Source organism: Streptomyces sp. NPDC005803 (assembly GCF_040630435.1).
Lineage (GTDB): Bacteria > Actinomycetota > Actinomycetes > Streptomycetales > Streptomycetaceae > Streptomyces.
The window spans coordinates 23,487-41,367 of sequence record NZ_JBEXXO010000015.1 but is presented as its reverse complement, the minus strand read 5'-3'; the positions used below and the strand labels follow the sequence as shown (position 1 = coordinate 41,367).

Annotated in this window: 14 protein-coding genes; 13 read left to right on the top strand and 1 reads right to left on the bottom strand. The window is 70.5% G+C overall.

Features of this window, described 5'->3' with window-relative positions:
• Positions 1-188 precede the first annotated feature (188 nt).
• From ABZ454_RS21725 to cimA, 7 genes are all read left to right on the top strand, one after another.
• A complete protein-coding gene (locus ABZ454_RS21725) occupies positions 189-1,277 on the top strand; it encodes a branched-chain amino acid aminotransferase (RefSeq protein ID WP_356316699.1) in 1,089 nt (362 codons plus the stop codon).
• Positions 1,278-1,429: 152 nt separating this feature from the next.
• Positions 1,430-2,110 (top strand): urease subunit gamma, encoded by a 681-nt coding sequence (ureA, locus tag ABZ454_RS21720; RefSeq protein ID WP_359540018.1) that lies wholly within the window; start codon positions 1,430-1,432, stop codon positions 2,108-2,110.
• A complete protein-coding gene (locus ABZ454_RS21715; RefSeq protein WP_359540017.1) occupies positions 2,107-3,795 on the top strand; it encodes an urease subunit alpha in 1,689 nt (562 codons plus the stop codon). The genes ureA and ABZ454_RS21715 overlap by 4 nt, the downstream gene beginning before the upstream one ends.
• A 26-nt stretch (positions 3,796-3,821) precedes the next feature.
• Positions 3,822-4,823, top strand: a complete 1,002-nt coding sequence (locus tag ABZ454_RS21710; RefSeq protein WP_359540167.1) for an agmatine deiminase family protein — start codon at positions 3,822-3,824, stop codon at positions 4,821-4,823.
• Between the two features lie 4 nt (positions 4,824-4,827).
• Positions 4,828-5,436, top strand: coding sequence for a TetR/AcrR family transcriptional regulator (locus ABZ454_RS21705; RefSeq protein ID WP_359540016.1), 609 nt, complete (start codon positions 4,828-4,830; stop codon positions 5,434-5,436).
• A 97-nt stretch (positions 5,437-5,533) separates the two neighbouring features.
• Entirely contained in the window at positions 5,534-6,865 is a 1,332-nt protein-coding gene (locus tag ABZ454_RS21700) for an MFS transporter (RefSeq protein WP_359540014.1), read from the top strand.
• Between the two features lie 277 nt (positions 6,866-7,142).
• On the top strand, positions 7,143-8,750 hold the full coding sequence (gene cimA, locus ABZ454_RS21695; RefSeq protein ID WP_356316709.1) for a citramalate synthase: 1,608 nt from the start codon (positions 7,143-7,145) through the stop codon (positions 8,748-8,750).
• 67 nt (positions 8,751-8,817) lie between these two features.
• On the opposite strand, the gene ABZ454_RS21690 is transcribed toward cimA, so the two are convergent.
• On the bottom strand, positions 8,818-10,686 hold the full coding sequence (locus tag ABZ454_RS21690) for a ricin-type beta-trefoil lectin domain protein (protein WP_359540013.1): 1,869 nt from the start codon (positions 10,684-10,686) through the stop codon (positions 8,818-8,820).
• A 290-nt stretch (positions 10,687-10,976) separates the two neighbouring features.
• Here ABZ454_RS21690 and ABZ454_RS21685 point away from each other — a divergent pair, with 290 nt between their 5' ends.
• The 6 genes from ABZ454_RS21685 to ABZ454_RS21660 all read left to right on the top strand — a co-directional run bounded on the left by ABZ454_RS21685 (position 10,977) and on the right by ABZ454_RS21660 (position 17,869).
• Positions 10,977-11,951, top strand: a complete 975-nt coding sequence (locus ABZ454_RS21685; RefSeq protein WP_359540011.1) for a LacI family DNA-binding transcriptional regulator — start codon at positions 10,977-10,979, stop codon at positions 11,949-11,951.
• A gap of 132 nt (positions 11,952-12,083) precedes the next feature.
• On the top strand, positions 12,084-13,760 hold the full coding sequence (locus ABZ454_RS21680; protein ID WP_356316715.1) for an ABC transporter substrate-binding protein: 1,677 nt from the start codon (positions 12,084-12,086) through the stop codon (positions 13,758-13,760).
• 39 nt (positions 13,761-13,799) lie between these two features.
• The gene (locus ABZ454_RS21675; protein ID WP_359540009.1) at positions 13,800-14,867 is read left to right on the top strand and encodes an ABC transporter ATP-binding protein; all 1,068 of its coding nucleotides are present in this window, start codon (positions 13,800-13,802) and stop codon (positions 14,865-14,867) included.
• Positions 14,864-15,844 carry an ABC transporter permease gene (locus tag ABZ454_RS21670; RefSeq protein ID WP_356316719.1) on the top strand — a complete coding sequence of 327 codons (981 nt, stop codon included), beginning with the start codon at positions 14,864-14,866 and terminating at the stop codon, positions 15,842-15,844. Before ABZ454_RS21675 ends, ABZ454_RS21670 begins: the two co-directional genes overlap by 4 nt.
• 4 nt (positions 15,845-15,848) lie before the next feature.
• Positions 15,849-16,865 carry an ABC transporter permease gene (locus tag ABZ454_RS21665; protein ID WP_356316720.1) on the top strand — a complete coding sequence of 339 codons (1,017 nt, stop codon included), beginning with the start codon at positions 15,849-15,851 and terminating at the stop codon, positions 16,863-16,865.
• Positions 16,862-17,869 (top strand): ABC transporter ATP-binding protein, encoded by a 1,008-nt coding sequence (locus ABZ454_RS21660; RefSeq protein WP_359540008.1) that lies wholly within the window; start codon positions 16,862-16,864, stop codon positions 17,867-17,869. The genes ABZ454_RS21665 and ABZ454_RS21660 overlap by 4 nt, the downstream gene beginning before the upstream one ends.
• Positions 17,870-17,881 lie beyond the last annotated feature (12 nt).

The window sequence follows — 17,881 nt, the reverse complement described above, 5'->3', positions numbered from 1 at the left end:
CTGTGCGGCCCCGGGTGCCACCATCGAACCCTGGACCGCATTCACGTCATTTCGTGCACGGCCTCCCACGAGAGATAATCGAACGGGACCGTGGCTTGCCGCGAAGCTCGGACGTCCTAGCACCTGTCCGACAGGAGCTGGCGTGGGCGTGGTCCTACACACACAAAACCGGTGAAGGACACGTACTCATGACGACGCCCACGATCGAGCTCAAGCCCTCCTCGAACCCGCTGTCCGACGCGGAGCGCGAGGCGATCCTGGTCAAGCCCGGATTCGGCCGCCACTTCACCGATCACATGGTGACGATCAAGTGGACCGAAGGCCGCGGCTGGCACGACGCCCAGCTCGTCCCGTACGCGCCGCTGTCGATCGACCCCGCCAACATGACGCTGCACTACGGCCAGGAGATCTTCGAGGGCCTCAAGGCCTACCGCCAGCCCGACGGCACGGTCGCCACCTTCCGCCCCGAGGCGAACGCGGAGCGCTTCCGGTCGTCCGCCCGCCGGCTCGCCATGCCGGAGCTGCCCGTCGAGACGTTCGTCGCGGCCTGCGACGCGCTGGTCCAGCAGGACGCGGCCTGGGTCCCGGCCCACGGCGGCGAGGAGTCGCTGTACCTGCGCCCGTTCATGATCGCGACCGAGGTCGGCCTCGGCGTCCGGCCCGCCAACGAGTACCTCTTCCTGGTCATCGCCTCGCCGGCCGGCGCCTACTTCCCCGGCGGTGTGAAGCCCGTCTCCATCTGGCTCTCCGAGGACCGCGTGCGCGCCGTCCCGGGCGGCATGGGCGACGCCAAGACCGGCGGCAACTACGCCGCGTCCCTCCTCGCCCAGGCCGAGGCCGCGGCCAAGGGCTGCGACCAGGTCGCCTACCTCGACGCCGTCGAGCACACGTGGGTCGAGGAACTCGGCGGGATGAACCTGTACTTCGTGTACGGGAACAAGATCGTCACCCCGGCGCTGACCGGCTCCCTGCTCGCCGGCATCACCCGTGACTCGCTGCTCAGGCTCGCCGCCGACCTCGGCTACGAGCCCGAGGAGAGCCGCGTCTCCATCGACCAGTGGCGCGACGACACCGCGAACGGCACCCTCACCGAGGTCTTCGCCTGCGGCACCGCCGCCGTCATCACCCCCGTCGGCACCGTGAAGAGCGCGGGCGGCGAGTGGACCCAGGGCGACGGCACGCCGGGCCCGGTCACCCTCCGGCTGCGCGAGCGCCTGCTGGACATCCAGCGCGGTGTCGCCGAGGACACCCACGGCTGGATGCACCCGCTCGGCTAGCCGACCCGCGCACCCACGCAGAAGGCCGCGTCCCCCGGACGCGGCCTTTTTGTGCGCGTGGAATTGGAGTGCTGCTCGAATCGGCCCGTCAGCAGGTTCCCTTTCTCCCGGCCTTCCAGTTAGAGTGCTGCTCTAACCAGGAGGTGTGAGCCATGCGACTGACCCCGACCGAGCGCGACCGGCTGCTGCTCTTCGGCGCCGCCGAGCTGGCCCGCGCCCGCCGGGCCCGCGGCCTGAGGCTCAACGTCCCCGAGGCCACCGCGCTGATCGCGGACACCGTCTGCGAGGCCGCCCGCGACGGGCGCCGGCTCGCCGAGGCCATCGAGGCCGCCCGCCGGGTCCTGGGGCCGGACGACGTGCTGCCCGGGGTCGCCGACATCGTGACCGAGGTGCACGTCGAGGCCGTCTTCGACGACGGATCGCGGCTCGCCGTGGTCCCCCGGCCGCTGGGCGCGGGCCTGGGCGACGACGCCCCCGGCGCGGTCGTGCCCGGACCCGCCACGCCGGAGCCCGGTCCCGCGGTACGCCTGAGCGTCCGCAACACCGCCACCGTCCCGGTCTCCGTCACCTCGCACTTCCACTTCTTCGAGGCCAATCCACGGCTCGACTTCGACCGTGCGGCGGCGTACGGGATGCGGCTGGGCGTGCCCGCCGGCTCCTCCGTCCGCTTCGGGCCGGGGGAGCACGTCGAGGTGGGCCTGGTGCCGCTGGGCGGCGACCGCGTGGCGATCGGGTTCGCCGGGCTGGTCGACGGCCCGCTCGACGCGCCCGGGGCGCGCGAGGAGGCGCTGCGGCGCGCGGCCGCCTGCGGCTACCTGGGAGCGGAGCGATGAGCATCGACCCGTACGAGTACGCCGCCGTGCACGGCCCGCGCGCCGGTGACCGGGTCCGGCTGGGCGACTCCGGGCTGACCGTCAGGGTCGAGTCCGACGCGCAGAAGCCCGGCGACGAGTTCCTCGCCGGGTTCGGCAAGACCGCCCGGGACGGCCTGCACCTCAAGGCCGCCGCCGTCCGGGAGACCTGTGACGTCGTGATCAGCAACGTGCTGGTCATCGACGCCGTGCAGGGCATCCGGAAGGTGTCCGTCGGCATCCGCGAGGGCCGGATCTCGGCGATCGGCCGGGCCGGGAACCCGGACACCCTCGACGGGGTGGACGTCGTCGTCGGCACGGGGACCTCCATCGTGTCCGGCGAGGGCCTCATCGCGACCGCCGGCGCCGTCGACACGCACGTCCACCTGCTCTCGCCGCGCATCATGGAGGCCTCGCTCGCCTCCGGCGTCACCACGGTCATCGGCCAGGAGTTCGGCCCGGTCTGGGGCGTCGGCGTCAACTCGCCATGGGCCCTGCGCCACGCCTTCAACGCCTTCGACGCCTGGCCGGTCAACATCGGCTTCCTGGGCCGCGGCTCCTCCTCCCACGAGGCGCCGCTCGTCGAGGCGCTCGCGGAGGGCGGGGCCTGCGGCTTCAAGGTCCACGAGGATATGGGCGCCCACACCCGCGCCCTGGACACCGCGCTGCGCGTCGCCGAGGAGTACGACGTCCAGGTGGCCCTGCACAGCGACGGGCTGAACGAGTGCCTGTCGGTCGAGGACACCCTGCGCGTCCTGGAGGGGCGCACCATCCACGCCTTCCACATCGAGGGCTGCGGCGGCGGGCACGTCCCCAACGTCCTGAAGATGGCCGGCGTGCCGAACGTCATCGGCTCCTCCACCAACCCGACGCTTCCCTTCGGCCGGGACGCGGTCGCCGAGCACTACGGGATGATCGTCTCCGTTCACGACCTGAAGACGGACCTGCCGGGCGACGCCGCCATGGCCCGCGACCGGATCAGGGCCGGGACCATGGGCGCCGAGGACGTGCTGCACGACCTGGGCGCCATCGGGATCACCTCCTCCGACGCCCAGGGCATGGGGCGGGCCGGCGAGACCGTCCGCCGCACCTTCGCCATGGCCGGGAAGATGAAGGCCGAACTCGGCCCGATGGAGGGCGACGGGCCCGGCGACGACAACGCCCGGGTGCTGCGGTACATGGCCAAACTCACCATCAACCCGGCCATCGCGCACGGCCTCGCCCACGAGATCGGCTCCATCGAGACCGGGAAGCTCGCCGACATCGTGCTGTGGCGCCCCGAGTTCTTCGGCGCGAAGCCCCAACTGGTCCTGAAGTCGGGTTTCCCCGCCTACGGCGTCACCGGCGACCCCAACGCCGCCACCGACACCTGCGAACCGCTGGTCCTCGGGCCGCAGTTCGGCGCGTACGGGGCCACCGCCGCCGATCTCTCGGTCGCCTTCGTCTCGCAGGCCGCCACCCAGCTGGGGGCGGACGCCATGCCGACCCGAAGGCGGCGCGTCGGCGTCCACGGCACCCGGGGCATCGGCCCCGCCGACCTGCGCCTCAACTCCCGTACCGGAGCGGTCGACGTGGACGCGCGCAGCGGCCTCGTCACCCTGGACGGCGACCCGCTCAGCTCCGAGCCCGCCGACTCGGTCTCCCTCAACCGGCTCTACTTCCTGTAAGGACCTCCGCTCCCGTGACCTTCCGCATGCCGCCCGAATGGGCCCCGCACGAACGCACCTGGATGGCCTGGCCCGGCCCCAACCCCACCTTCGGCACCGCCGCGGAACTCGACGAGGCCCGCCGCGCCTGGGCCGCCGTCGCCCACGCCGTCCGCCGCTTCGAACCCGTCACGGTGGTCGTCGGCCCCGGCCAGGAGGAGGGCGCCCGCGCCCTGCTCGGCCCGGACATCGAGCTGGCGGTGCGCCCGCTCGACGACGCGTGGATGCGTGACATCGGGCCCACCTTCGTCACCGACGGACGCGAGCTGGCGGCCGTCGACTGGACGTTCAACGGCTGGGGCGCCCAGAGCTGGGCCCGCTGGGAGCACGACCGGCACATCGCGCGCTCCGTCGCCGAGCTCGCCGGGGTCCCCGTGCACAGCTCGCCCCTGGTCAACGAGGGCGGCGCGATCCACGTCGACGGCGAGGGCACCGTCCTGCTCACCGAAACCGTCCAGCTCGGCGGGGAACGCAACCCCGGCTGGAGCCGCGCGGACGTCGAGGCCGAGGTCCACGCGCGCCTCGGCACCCGGAAGGCGATCTGGCTGCCCCGCGGCCTGGCCGGTGACTACGGCACCTACGGCACCCTCGGCCACGTCGACATCGTCGCCGCCTTCGCCCGCCCCGGCACCGTCCTCGCCCACGTCCAGCCGGACCCGGCCCACCCCGACCACGCGATCACCCGGGAGACCGTCCGCGTCCTGCGCGCCGCCACCGACGCGAAGGGGCGGCGGCTGGAGGTCGTGGAAGTCCTGGCGCCCACCGTGCTGCGGGCCGGCGGGGAGTGGGTCGACTACTCCTACATCAACCACTACCTGTGCAACGGCGGCGTCGTCCTGTGCGCCTTCGGCGACCCGCGGGACGAGGCGGCCGCCGCAACCTTCCGCCAGCTGTTCCCCGGCCGTACGGTGACTCTCGTCGACGCCCGCGCGATCTTCGCCGGGGGCGGCGGCATCCACTGCATCACCCAGCAGCAGCCGAAGGTCTGACACCGTGCCCCCCGCCCCGCGCACCCGCAACACCGCCCCGCCCCGCGAGGACGTGCTCGCCGCCGTCATGGCCACCGTCGCCGAACGCGGTCTCGACGGCCTCACGATGGCCGGGCTCGGCCGGGAGGTCGGCATGAGCAGCGGCCACCTCCTCTACTACTTCCGCACCAAGGACGAACTGCTGCTCCAGACCCTGGAGTGGAGCGAGAACCGGCTCGGGGCCGAGCGGCGCCGGCTGCTCTCCCGGCCCGCGACGGTCCGCGAGCGGCTCGATCAGTACATCGGCCTCTACCTCCCGGCCGGCCACCGCGACCCGCACTGGACGCTCTGGCTGGAGGTCTGGAACCGCTCGCGCGACGCCGACGACGACGCACGCGTCCGGCAGGCCGCGATCGAGGGCGCCTGGCACCGCGACCTGGTGGCGCTGCTCGCCGAGGGCGTTTCGCGGGGGGAGCTGCGCCGGGTCGACGCCGACCGCTTCGCCACCCGGCTGCGCGCCCTCCTGGACGGTTTCAGCGTCCATGTGGCGGTCGGCCTCCCCGGCACGGGCCGCGAGCACGTCCTGGACCAAGTGCGGGAGTTCCTCGACGAATCGCTGTCCCTCGACGGCTGAGTTCACCCGACCGTGAACGAAACGCACGTAAGTACGCGCGATCGTTGCGCCGTGCACCCTTGTTGGGGTTCCGGCGGTTCGGGCACGGTGGCCAACCATGGGACGAGAGCAGTGGAAGAAAATCTGGGTCGGCTCGGCCGGCAACATGGTCGAGTGGTTCGACTGGTTCGTGTACGCGACCTTCGCGGTCTACTTCGCGGACTCGTTCTTCCCCGAAGGCAACGAGACCGCCAACCTCATGAACACCATGGGCATCTTCGCCGTCGGCTTCTTCATGCGGCCGGTCGGCGGCTGGCTGCTCGGCCGGATCGGTGACCGCAGGGGCCGCAAGGCCGCCCTCACGCTGACCGTGACGCTCATGTCGGCCTCCGCGGTCCTGATCGCGATCGCGCCGACCTACGACGTGGCAGGGTACGGAGGCGTCGCCGTCCTGATGCTGGCCCGGCTGCTCCAGGGGCTGTCCGTCGGCGGGGAGTACGCCGCCAGCGCCACCTACCTCACCGAGGCCTCCGCGCCCGAGAAGCGCGGCTTCGCCTCCAGCTTCCAGTACGTGTCCATGACCGCCGGACAGCTCGTCGGCCTCGGCCTCCAGATCCTCCTGCAGCGCAACATGTCCGAGGCGGCGCTGCACGACTGGGGCTGGCGCATCCCGTTCGTCGTCGGCGCGCTCGGCGCGGGCATCGTCTTCTACCTGCGCCGCTCCATGCTGGAGACCGAGGTGTACGCGGACTCCGGCGCCGCCGAGCAGCAGGACCGCGGCACGCTGAAGGTGCTGTGGCAGCACCGGCGCGAGGCGTTCCTCGTGATGGCGCTGACCATGGGCGGGACCGTCGCCTACTACACGTACACGACCTACCTCACGAAGTTCCTCTCCAAGAGCGCCGGCATGGAGAAGTCCACCGCCTCGCTCGTCAGCTTCTGCGCGCTGTTCGTCTTCATGTGCGTCCAGCCGCTGGCGGGGATGCTGTCCGACCGGATCGGCCGCCGCCCGCTGCTGATCACCTTCGCGGTCGGCTCGACCTTCCTGACCGTGCCGATCATGACGATGCTCAAGCACGCGGACACCTTCTGGCCGGCGCTCGGCCTCGCGCTCCTCGCGCTCCTCGTGATCACCGGCTACACCTCCATCAACGCCTGCGTGAAGGCCGAGCTGTTCCCGACCGGCATCCGCGCCCTGGGCGTCGGTCTCTCGTACGCCGTCGCCAACGCCCTGTTCGGCGGCACCGCCGAGTACGTGGCGCTGTGGTTCAAGAACGCCGGCGCCGAATCCGGTTTCTACTGGTACGTGGCCGGGTGCGCCGCGGTCTCGCTGGTCGTCTACCTGACGATGCGCGAGACCCGCGACATCGACCTGAACCGCGTCGCCGCCGTGCGGGCCGGGGAGAAGGGGGAGCCGGCCGGAGCGACGAGCGTCACGCCCGCATCCTGAGACGGGCCGGGCACGGAGGCGGTCCTGTGTCAGACTGCTTCCGTGTCCTCGTTCGTCATGATTATCGGCAACAGGCGCGCCGGTCCGCAGTGATCGTCCCGTACCACCATGTACGGCACGGCCACCGTGCCCCAGACCCGCGCGCAGACCTCTCGCACCCGCGAGGGGTTTTTTGTTTTCCGGCCCTCACCACCGGCCGGGACGAGGCGCGCGGGATGATGGGGGCAAGTGGAATCAGATCGTCCGGATCCACTCATCCGACAGGAGTCAGACCAGCATGACCACCAAGGCCAAGCCCACCGACGACAGTTTCCATGTCTTCGACACCACGTTGCGCGACGGCGCCCAGCGTGAAGGCATCAACCTGACGGTCGCGGACAAGCTGACCATCGCCCGGCACCTGGACGATTTCGGCGTCGGGTTCATCGAAGGCGGCTGGCCGGGCGCCAACCCCCGCGACACCGAGTTCTTCGCCCGCGCCCGCCAGGAGATCGAGTTCCGCAACGCCGAGCTCGTCGCCTTCGGAGCCACCCGCAGGGCCGGTGGCAAGGCCGCCGAGGACCCGCAGGTCAAGGCGTTGCTGGAGTCGGGCGCCCCGGTGATCACCCTGGTCGCCAAGTCGCACGACCGCCATGTGGAGCTCGCCCTGCGCACCACGCTGGAGGAGAACCTGGAGATGGTGCGCGACACCGTCTCCCACCTGGTCGGCCAGGGCCGCCGGGTCTTCGTCGACTGCGAGCACTTCTTCGACGGGTACCGCGCCAACGCCGCGTACGCCAAGGCCGTCGTCCGGGCCGCGTCCGAGGCCGGCGCCGACGTCGTCATCCTCTGCGACACCAACGGCGGGATGCTCCCCGCCCAGGTCCAAGCCGTCGTCGCCACCGTCCTGGCCGACACCGGGGCCCGCCTCGGCATCCACGCCCAGGACGACACGGGCTGCGCCGTCGCCAACACCCTGGCCGCCGTCGACGCGGGCGCCACGCACGTCCAGTGCACCGCCAACGGCTACGGCGAGCGGGTCGGCAACGCCAACCTCTTCCCCGTCGTCGCCGCACTGGAGCTCAAGTACGGCAAGAAGGTCCTGCCCGAGGGCGCGCTCGCCGACATGACCCGCGTCTCGCACGCCATCGCCGAGGTCGTCAACCTCACGCCCTCCACCCACCAGCCCTACGTCGGCGTCTCGGCCTTCGCGCACAAGGCCGGGCTGCACGCCTCCGCGATCAAGGTCGACCCCGACCTGTACCAGCACATCGACCCCGCGCTGGTCGGCAACAGCATGCGGATGCTCGTCTCGGACATGGCGGGCCGCGCCTCCATCGAGCTCAAGAGCCAGGAGCTCGGCATCGACCTCGGCGGCGACCGCGAGCTCATCGGCCGCGTCGTCGAGCGGGTCAAGGAGCGCGAGCTCCAGGGCTACACGTACGAGGCGGCCGACGCCTCCTTCGAGCTGCTGCTGCGCGCCGAGGCGGAGGGCCGGGTACGCCGGTACTTCCGCACCGAGTCCTGGCGCGCGATCGTCGAGGACCGCCCCGACGGCACCCACGCCAACGAGGCGACCGTGAAGCTGTGGGCCAAGGGCGAGCGCATCGTCGCCACCGCCGAGGGCAACGGCCCGGTCAACGCGCTCGACCGGGCGCTGCGCGTCGCCCTGGAGCGGATCTACCCGCAGCTCGCCAAGCTGGAGCTGGTGGACTACAAGGTCCGCATCCTGGAGGGCCGCACCGGCACCGAGTCCACCACCCGCGTCCTGATCACCACCGGCGACGGCACCGCCGACTGGTCGACCGTGGGCGTCGCCGAGAACGTCATCGCGGCGTCCTGGCAGGCCCTGGAGGACGCGTACACCTTCGGGCTGCTGCGCGCCGGGATCGAGCCGACGGAGTAGTGCGGACGCGCCCGGACCGCGGGCCGGCTCTCCGGCCCGCGGTCCAGGTGTGTGCGGCGTGCGGCTCCTACTGGAGGCGCCACTTCTGGTTGGCCGCCCCCGTGCACGTCCAGATCTGGGTGCGGGCCCCGTTCGCCGTCGACTGATCGGTCACGTCCAGGCACTTGTCCGCGGCCGTGTTGACGAGGTCGCCCGTCGCGGCGTCGTACGTCCAGCGCTGCGCCCCGGTGCCGTTGCAGGTGTACAGCTGGACCTTCGCTCCGTTCGCCGTCGAGCCCGAGGCCACGTCCAGGCAGGCGCCGAGCGTGCGGACGGATCCGTCGCCCTGCACCGTCCAGCGCTGGTTGGCGCCGCCCGTGCAGTCCCAGAGCTGGACCGGGGTGCCGTCCGCACCGGTGTTGCCCGTCGCGTCGAGGCACTTGCCGCCGAGGCCGGTCAGCGCCCCCGAGGCGGCCTCCGCCCCCGACTGCGTCCCCGGCCAGGTGAAGGTCGCCGACGTGCGGGCGGGCAGCGAGTAGGTGAACTTCTGGCCGCCCCAGTTGACCGTCAGCTGCTGGGCCGAGCCGCCGCCGTTGTACGCGATCAGGGCCTTCGAGCCGTCCGGGTTGCGCCAGGCGACGTTGGGCACGGTGGAGCTGGCGGTGGAGGAGATCCGGGCGGCTCCCGGGCGGACGAACTTGGTCAGGTGACCCATCGTGTAGTACTCGATCGTGTAGTCGACCTGTCCGCTCCTGCTGTCCCCGTCGTGCACGGTGATCAGCCCGTCGCAGGTGCCGCAGCCGCCGTTGTGCGGGCCGCGGTTCTGGTCCACCGCCAGGGACCACTTGGTCACCGACTTCGCCCAGTTGCGGGTGTAATCGATGATGTTCAGCATGTCCTCGCGCTGCTGGTCGGCGATCCAGGTGCCGCCCGAGTGCTCGGTCTGGAACGCGTCCATCGACGGGTACTGGTTGTGCACCGCCGTCTGCTTCGCGATGTCACCGCCGTAGCCGTGCCACGCCACCCCGCCGAAGTTGGGGTGGTTGCGCACGGCCGCGTCGTCCACCGTGGCCGCCGCGTACGCGTCGTAGGTGTCCCAGTTCCAGTCGTGCGCCAGCACCTTGGTGGCGAGGCCGGCCGATGCCAGCTTCGGCAGCAGCTCGCTCTTGGTGAAGTAGGCCAGCCCGGAGCCGTTCCAGCTCATCGAGGGGTAGCCGCCGCAGCACGTCGGCTCGTTCTGCGCGGTGACGTAGTCGACCGGTACGCCCTGGTCCCGGTAGGCCTGGAGGTACTTCACGAAGTAGTCGGCGTAGGCGCCGTAGTTCTCCGCCTTCAGCCAGCCGCCGTTCAGCTGCCCGCTGTCCTTCATCCACGCCGGAGCGGTCCACGGCGACGCCACCGTCGTCAGCGCGGGGTTGAGCTGCTTGGCCTGTTTCGTCAGCGGCAGCACGTCCGTCAGATCGTGTGCGATCGAGAACCGCGACAGGGACGGATCGGTCTGCCCGGCCGGCAGGTCGTCGTACGTGTAGCCGTAGCGCGCCAGGTCCGAACCGCCCATCGGATTGCGTACGAACGAGAGCCCGATGCCCTCCGTGGGGGAGAACAGCTTCTTCATCGTGGCGTCGCGGGTCGCCTGGCTCAGCGCCCCGCTGCTCTTCATCAGGTACGCGGCGGTGTCGGTGAACGAGGCGCCGCCGCCGGTGAAGGTCTGGTAGCGGGTGTTCTCGTCGACGGTGATGTTCGTACCGCCGCCCCCGTTCCCGGCGGCGAACGCGACCGGGGCCTGCGCCTGCAGGCCACGGGTGACGTGGCGGCCGCCGGAGTCGTCGGTGGTGGTCAGGGCGATGTTCACCGTCTCGCCCGCGGCCTGCGCGGCGGTGGACGAGAGCCCGGTGAGGCCGGCGGTCGCGAGCACTGCGGCGAGCAGCGCCCTGGCCGCCCTTCCTGTTCGGGTCATGGCTGATGCCTTCCTCGGCGGGAGCGTGGGGGACGTGCCGTCGGACGAGGCGAGAGTGAACTGCCCTTACGTGACCACGTCAAGGGGTTGTGCGTTCAGGACTTGAACGCAAGTGCGCTTCCTGCTGCTCAGGGAATGGGTACGGACCAATCTCGACGTGAAGTATTGACGGCCATGTTCCGGCGGGGTTAACTCACGCCACCAACGCCGGTACCGGTTCCGGAACCGGTTGCGGTACCGGTTCCACAGCCGCTCGTTCGCTCTGTCCTGTTGTGTCCTGGAGGCCCCCGATGCGTGTCACCATCGCTGATGTCGCCCGCGAGGCCGGCGTCAGCAAGACGACCGTCTCCCGGGTCATCAACACCAAGGGCGAGGTGGACGGTTCGACGGCGGCCCGTGTTCGTGAAGTGATCGCACAGCTCGGATACGTACCCAGCTCGGGCGCGGTCGGCCTGGCCCGCGGCAGCAGTCGTACGGTCGGCATGCTGGTGCCCTCGCTGACCTGGCCCTGGATGGGCGAGGTGCTGCAGGGCGTCGTCGACACCGTCGAGGCCGCCGACTACGGGCTGCTGCTCTTCACGTGCAACCGCGGGGCCGAGTCCGTGGAGCGCTTCACCAGCCAGGTGTCGGCGCGCGCCTTCGACGGACTGGTCGTGGTCGAACCCGAGAACACCCTCGACCACCTCACCGCACTGCACCGCGGTGGCCTGCCGATCGTGCTGATCGACGATCGCGGCCACCACCCCGAGTTCCCCTCCGTCGTGACCACCAACTACGAAGGAGGCGCGTCGGCCGCCCGCCATCTGCGGGACGCCGGCCGCACCAGGCCCCTGGTCATCACGGGCCCCCAGGACTTCGGCTGCGTACGCGACCGGCTGGCCGGATTCGTCTCCGTCCTGCCCACCGACCTCGTCGTCCGCGGCGACTTCACCGAGCGCAGCGGCCGGCTGGCCGTGGAGGAACTCCTCGCCTCAGGCGCGGAGTTCGACTCGGTCTTCGCCCACAACGACATCACCGCGGCAGGCGTCCTGCGGGCGCTGCGCGCCGCGGGGCGGACCGTGCCCGGCGACATCGCGGTGGTCGGTTTCGACGACATCCCGATGGCCGAGCACACCGAACCGCCCCTGACCACCGTGCGCCAGCCCACCCGGCAGATGGGTGAGACGGCCGCACGGATGCTGCTCTCCCACCTCGGCGGCACCCCCGTACCCGACGCACCCCTCGTGCTGCCCACCGAACTGGTCGTGCGCCACTCGGCGCCCTAGCGCCGCGGGCCCGCCCGCGCCGCACCCGTACCCACCGCACCGCCTGTACGCACCCGCACCGCCCGTACCCGGCGCGCCGAGCGCTGCCCGTTTCCGGATCTCCCAGACCCGCCAGTCCCTCCTGGAGTCGCCATGTCCGCACGCCGTCACCACACGCTCAGAGCGGCCGCGCTCGCCACCGCGGTGGTCGCGCTCGCCGCCGGCTGTTCGTCGGCCAACTCGAACCACAACAAGAGCGGCAGCGGCGCATCGGGCGTCCTGACCCTCGGCAAGCCGGACGGGCCGCAGACGAACAACAGCAACCCGTTCCTCGCCACCTCGGCCGGCGCCACCCTCGGCTACCGCTACATGATCTACGAGCCGCTGGCGATGACGAGCCAGATCCGGCCCGCCGACAAGGCCGACCCGTGGCTGGCGACCGACTGGAAGTGGGACCTCAACTTCACCAAGGTCACCTTCACGCTGAACGACAAGGCCAAGTGGGCCGACGGCAAGCCGCTGACCGCCGAGGACGTGGCGTTCACCTTCAACCTCCTGAAGAAGCACCCGGCGCTCAACGGCAACGGCATCGCCTTCGGCGGGGTGGAGATCCAGGGCAAGCAGGTCGTCCTGACCTTCGACGACTCCCAGTACGTCAACCAGAACAAGATCATCCAGCAGTTCATCGTGCCCAAGCACATCTGGGAAGGCGTCAAGGATCCGGAGACCTGGCCCAACCGCACCCCCGTCGGCTCGGGCCCGTACAAGCTCAAGACGTTCACCCCGCAGACCACCACGCTGACCGCCACGCCCACGTACTGGAAGGGCGCGACCAAGGTCAAGGAGCTGCGCTACAGCACCTACAACGACAACAGCGCGGCGACCACCGCCCTGGCCGGCGGCAAGCTGGAGTGGTCGTTCGTCTTCATGCCGAACTACAAGCAGCTGTACATCGCCAAGGACCCCAAGAACCACAAGCTGTGGTTCCCCTCCGGGCTCGGCATCCACGGGCTGTGGTTCAACACCGCCCGCAAGCCGTTCGACAACCCGGCGCTGCGCAAGGCCATGGCGATGGTCGTCGACCGCAACGCCATCTACACCCAGGCCGAGGCGACCCTCTACCCGGAGATCACCAACCCCACCGGCATTCCGCTCCCCGCCGGTGAGTCGTTCCTCGCGCCCGAGTACAAGAGCGCCACCACGAAGCCGGACGTCGAGGGCGCCAAGAAGATCCTGGAGAAGGCCGGCTTCACGCTCGACGGCGGCGTCCTGAAGGACCCGAGCGGCAAGGCGGTGAAGCTCACCTTCACCGACCCGGCCGGCTGGAACGACTACATCACCGGCCTCGCGATCATCAAGGACAACATCAAGAAGATCGGCATCGAGGCCAAGGTCAAGACGCAGACCGCCGAGGCCTGGGGCGCGGACGTCGCCAACGGCAACTTCGACGCCACCCTGCACTGGACCAACAGCGGCGCCACCCCGTACGACATGTACCAGAACATCATGGACGGCGCGCTGCTCCAGCCCATCGGCAAGGCCTCCCAGCTCGGCAACTTCGGCCGCTTCAAGAACACCGAGGCCACCGAGGCGCTGAAGGACTTCGCGAGCGCCACGACCGACACCGCGCGGACCACCGCCATGAACACCCTGCAGAAGATCATGGTCGAGCAGGCGCCGATGATCCCCACCGCCGCCGCCCCCATCGGGGCCGAGTACTCCACCAAGAACTGGGTGGGCTGGCCCACCGAGGCCGACCCGTACGCCGACCCACAGCACACCCAGCCCTCGTCGCTGGAAGTCGTGCTGAAGCTCAAGCCGTCCAAGTAAGGCCGTCGGGCCTCATACCCAGGGATCCAGATACCGGCCATGTCCGAACAGACCGAGAAGAACCAAGTCGTGCTCGAAGCACGCGGAGTCACCAAACACTTCGCCGTACGGCGCACCGGCCGCGACCTGCTCGCGGGCAAGCGCCGTACCGTCCACGCCGTCGACGACGTCTCCCTGCGCCTGCGGCGCGGCACGGTCACGGCACTGGTGGGGGAGTCGGGCTCCGGGAAGTCCACCGTCGCCAGACTGCTCGCCCAGCTGTATCCGCTCACCGAGGGCGAGATCCACCTGGGCGGACAGGCGGTGAAGGCCGGACGTGGCCGGTCCTTCCGCAGTTACGTACGCCGGGTCCAGCTCATCTTCCAGGACCCGTTCGCCTCGCTGAACCCCGTGCACACCGTGCGCTACCACCTCACCCGCGCCCTGAAGATCCACGGCCGGGCGGGCAGCGGCGAGGCGGAACTGGAACAGAACCTGACCGCTCTGCTGAACCGCGTCCAGCTGACTCCTCCCCATCAGTACCTGGACAAGTTCCCGCACGAGCTGTCGGGCGGTCAGCGCCAGCGCGTGGCGATCGCCCGCGCGCTGGGCGCCGACCCCCAGGTCCTCCTCGCCGACGAGCCCGTCTCGATGCTGGACGTCTCGATCCGGCTCGGCGTGCTCAACCTGCTCAAGGACCTCAAGGACCGCCTGCACCTCGCGATCCTCTACATCACCCACGACATCGCCTCCGCCCGCTACTTCGCGGACTCCACGCTGGTGATGTACGCGGGCCGGATCGTGGAGGGCGGCGACAGCGAGACCGTCACCCAGCGCCCCGCCCACCCCTACACCCAGCTGCTGATCGCCTCGGCGCCCGACCCGGACCGGGTCGTCGACGAGGAGGAGCAGGAGGAGACCGGCAGCGGCGAACCGCCCTCGCTCATCGACCCGCCGGCCGGCTGCCGCTTCCACCCCCGCTGCCCGAAGGCCATGGAGCGCTGCCGCACCGAACTTCCGCCCCGCTTCGACCTGGCCGACGGCCAGTGGGCCGCCTGCTGGCTGTACGACGGCTCCGCCGGCGACACCACCCCCACCGACGACCACGAGAAGGAGGCTGCGAAGTGAAGTACCTGCTCCAACGGCTCGCCTTCTACCTGGTCACCGCGTGGGCCGCGATCACCATCAACTTCCTCATCCCGCGGCTGATGCCCGGCGACCCGGTGCAGTCCCTCATCGCCCGCTTCCAGGGCCAGCTGGACACCGACGCCATCGCCTCGCTCAAGGCCCTGTTCGGCCTCGACAAGCACCAGTCGCTGTGGGAGCAGTACACCGACTACTGGTCGCACCTGTTCCACGGCGACCTCGGCCTGTCGTTCACCTTCTTCCCGACCCCGGTGAGCGAGGTCATCGCCCAGTCGCTGCCGTGGACGCTCGCGCTCGTCGGGATCACCACGCTGATCAGCTTCGTGCTCGGCACCGGCATCGGGGTCTTCACCGGCTGGCGGCGCGGCTCCTGGATGGACAGCCTGCTGCCCGTCACCACGTTCATCTCGGCCATCCCGTACTTCTGGCTCGGCCTCATCGCCATCTCGCTGTTCGCCGTGAAGTGGCCGCTCTTCCCGGCCGCCGGCGGATACGACAACTCGCTGGTGCCCGCCTTCGACTGGCCGTTCATCTCCAGCGCGCTCTACCACGGGGCGCTGCCCGGTCTCACGATCGTGCTCAGCGCCGTGGCCGGCTGGATCCTCGGCATGCGCAACATGATGGTGACGGTGTCGAGCGAGGACTACGTCATGGTCGCCCAGGCCAAGGGGCTCTCCGAGCGCCGGGTGATGTTCGGGTACGCCGCCCGCAACGCGATCCTGCCCAACATCTCCGGCTTCGCCCTCTCGCTCGGCTTCATCGTCGGCGGCACGCTGCTGGTGGAGATGGTCTTCTCCTACCCGGGCATCGGCTACCAGCTCTTCCAGGGTGTGGGAGCCAAGGACTACCCCCTCATGCAGGGCGTCTTCCTCATCATCACGCTCTCCGTCCTCGCGGCGAACCTCCTCGCCGACGTGCTCTACATGGTCCTCGACCCCCGTACCCGAAGGGAGGCCTAGGGACATGGCCGTCACCGCCACCGAAGTCGCCGTGCTCGACGCGACCGAGACCCCGGCAGCGAGCAAGCGTAAGTTCCGCTTCCTGCGCGGCCGCAAGACCGTCGTCGGAATCGGCATCCTGCTCTTCTTCGTGCTGATCGCCGTGATCGGGCCCTGGATCGCTCCGTACGACCCCGACACCATGAGCAACGAACTGCTCCAGCCGCCCTCCGGTTCCCACTGGTTCGGCACCACGCAGACCGGCCAGGACGTGCTCTCGCAGATCCTCGTCGGCACCCGTGGCGTCCTCGTCGTCGGTTTCCTCGCCGGCATCCTCGCCACGATCCTGTCCGTGCTGATCGGCGTCAGCGCCGGCTTCCTCGGCGGCACCGCCGACGAGGTGCTCTCGCTGCTCTCCAACGTCTTCCTCGTCATCCCCGGACTGCCGCTGATCATCATCATCGCCAGCTTCGTCTCCGACACCGGCGACCTCCTGATCGCGGCCGTCATCGCCCTGACCTCCTGGGCCTGGGGCGCCCGGGTGCTACGGGCCCAGACGCTCTCGCTGCGCCGCCGGGACTACGTGGAGGCGGCCCGCGCCACCGGGGAGTCGACCTGGCGGATCATCCTCTTCGAGGTGCTGCCCAACCTGACCGCCGTCATCGCCTCCGGCTTCGTCGGCACGGTCATCTTCGCGATCCTCTCCGAGATCACGCTCGCCTTCATCGGCGTCGCCGACATCTCCAGCTGGAACTGGGGCACCGTCCTGTTCTGGGCGCAGTCCAACCAGGCCCTCGCCCAGGGCGCCTGGTGGTGGTTCGTCCCGGCCGGGCTCTGCATCGCCCTGCTCGGCATGTCGCTGGCCCTCATCAACTTCGGCATCGACGAATTCGTCAACCCGCGGCTGCGCACCGAGACCGGCGGCTCCCGGAAGGTCCGCATGCGCGTCGGCTTCACCCCCGTGGCCCGTACCGGCACCTCCGAGGCCGGCTTCACCCCCGTGGCCCGTACCGGCACCCCCGAGAAGGAAAACCGCTCATGAGCGAGCCCGTCCTCACCATCAGCGGCCTCAACGTGGACTACGGGACCGGCGCCGAGGCCGTACACGCGCTGCGCGACATCGACCTCACCCTGCACCGCGGCGAAGTCCTCGGCCTCGCGGGCGAGTCGGGCTCCGGGAAGTCCACCCTGGCCTACGCCGTCACCCGGCTGCTGTCCCCGCCCGGCGTGATCACCGGAGGAGAGGTCCACTACCACCAGCCGGGCGGCGAGGCGCTCGACCTGCTGACCCTGTCGGCGCCCGAGCTGCGCGCCTTCCGCTGGCAGGAGCTGTCGATCGTCTTCCAGGGCGCGATGAACTCCCTCAACCCGGTGCACACGGTCCACAGCCAGCTCACCGACGTGCTCCAGGCGCACCGCCCGGAGATGAGGAAGGCCGAACGGACCGCGCGGGCCAAGGAACTGCTCAGCCTGGTCGGCATCTCCGCCGACCGGCTCGGCGCCTACCCGCACCAGCTGTCCGGCGGCATGCGCCAGCGCGTGATGATCGCGATGGCCCTCGCGCTGGAACCCGAGATCGTCATCATGGACGAGCCCACGACGGCGCTCGACGTCGTCATGCAGCGCCAGATCCTGCGCCAGCTCGTCCGGCTCCGCGAGGAACTCGGCTTCTCCGTCGTCTTCATCACGCACGACATCTCCCTCCTCATCGAGTTCTCCGACCGGATCGCGATCATGTACGGCGGCCGGATCGTCGAGGAGGCCGGCGCGTCCGACATCTACCGCGACCCCCGCCATCCGTACAGCGACGGCCTGCTGCACTCCTTCCCCGCCCTGCACGGTCCCCGCCGCGAACTCAGCGGCATCCCGGGATCGCCCCCGCACCTGTCGGCGATGCCGGCCGGCTGCGCCTTCCACCCCCGCTGCGCCAAGAAGGTCGAGGCGTGCGACAGCCACGTCCCGGTGCTCGCGGCACCGGCCGGGGACGCCTCCCGCTCGGTGGCCTGCTGGCTCCACCGGGACGCCCCGGCCGCCGCCCGGTCGTAGGCACTTCGCACC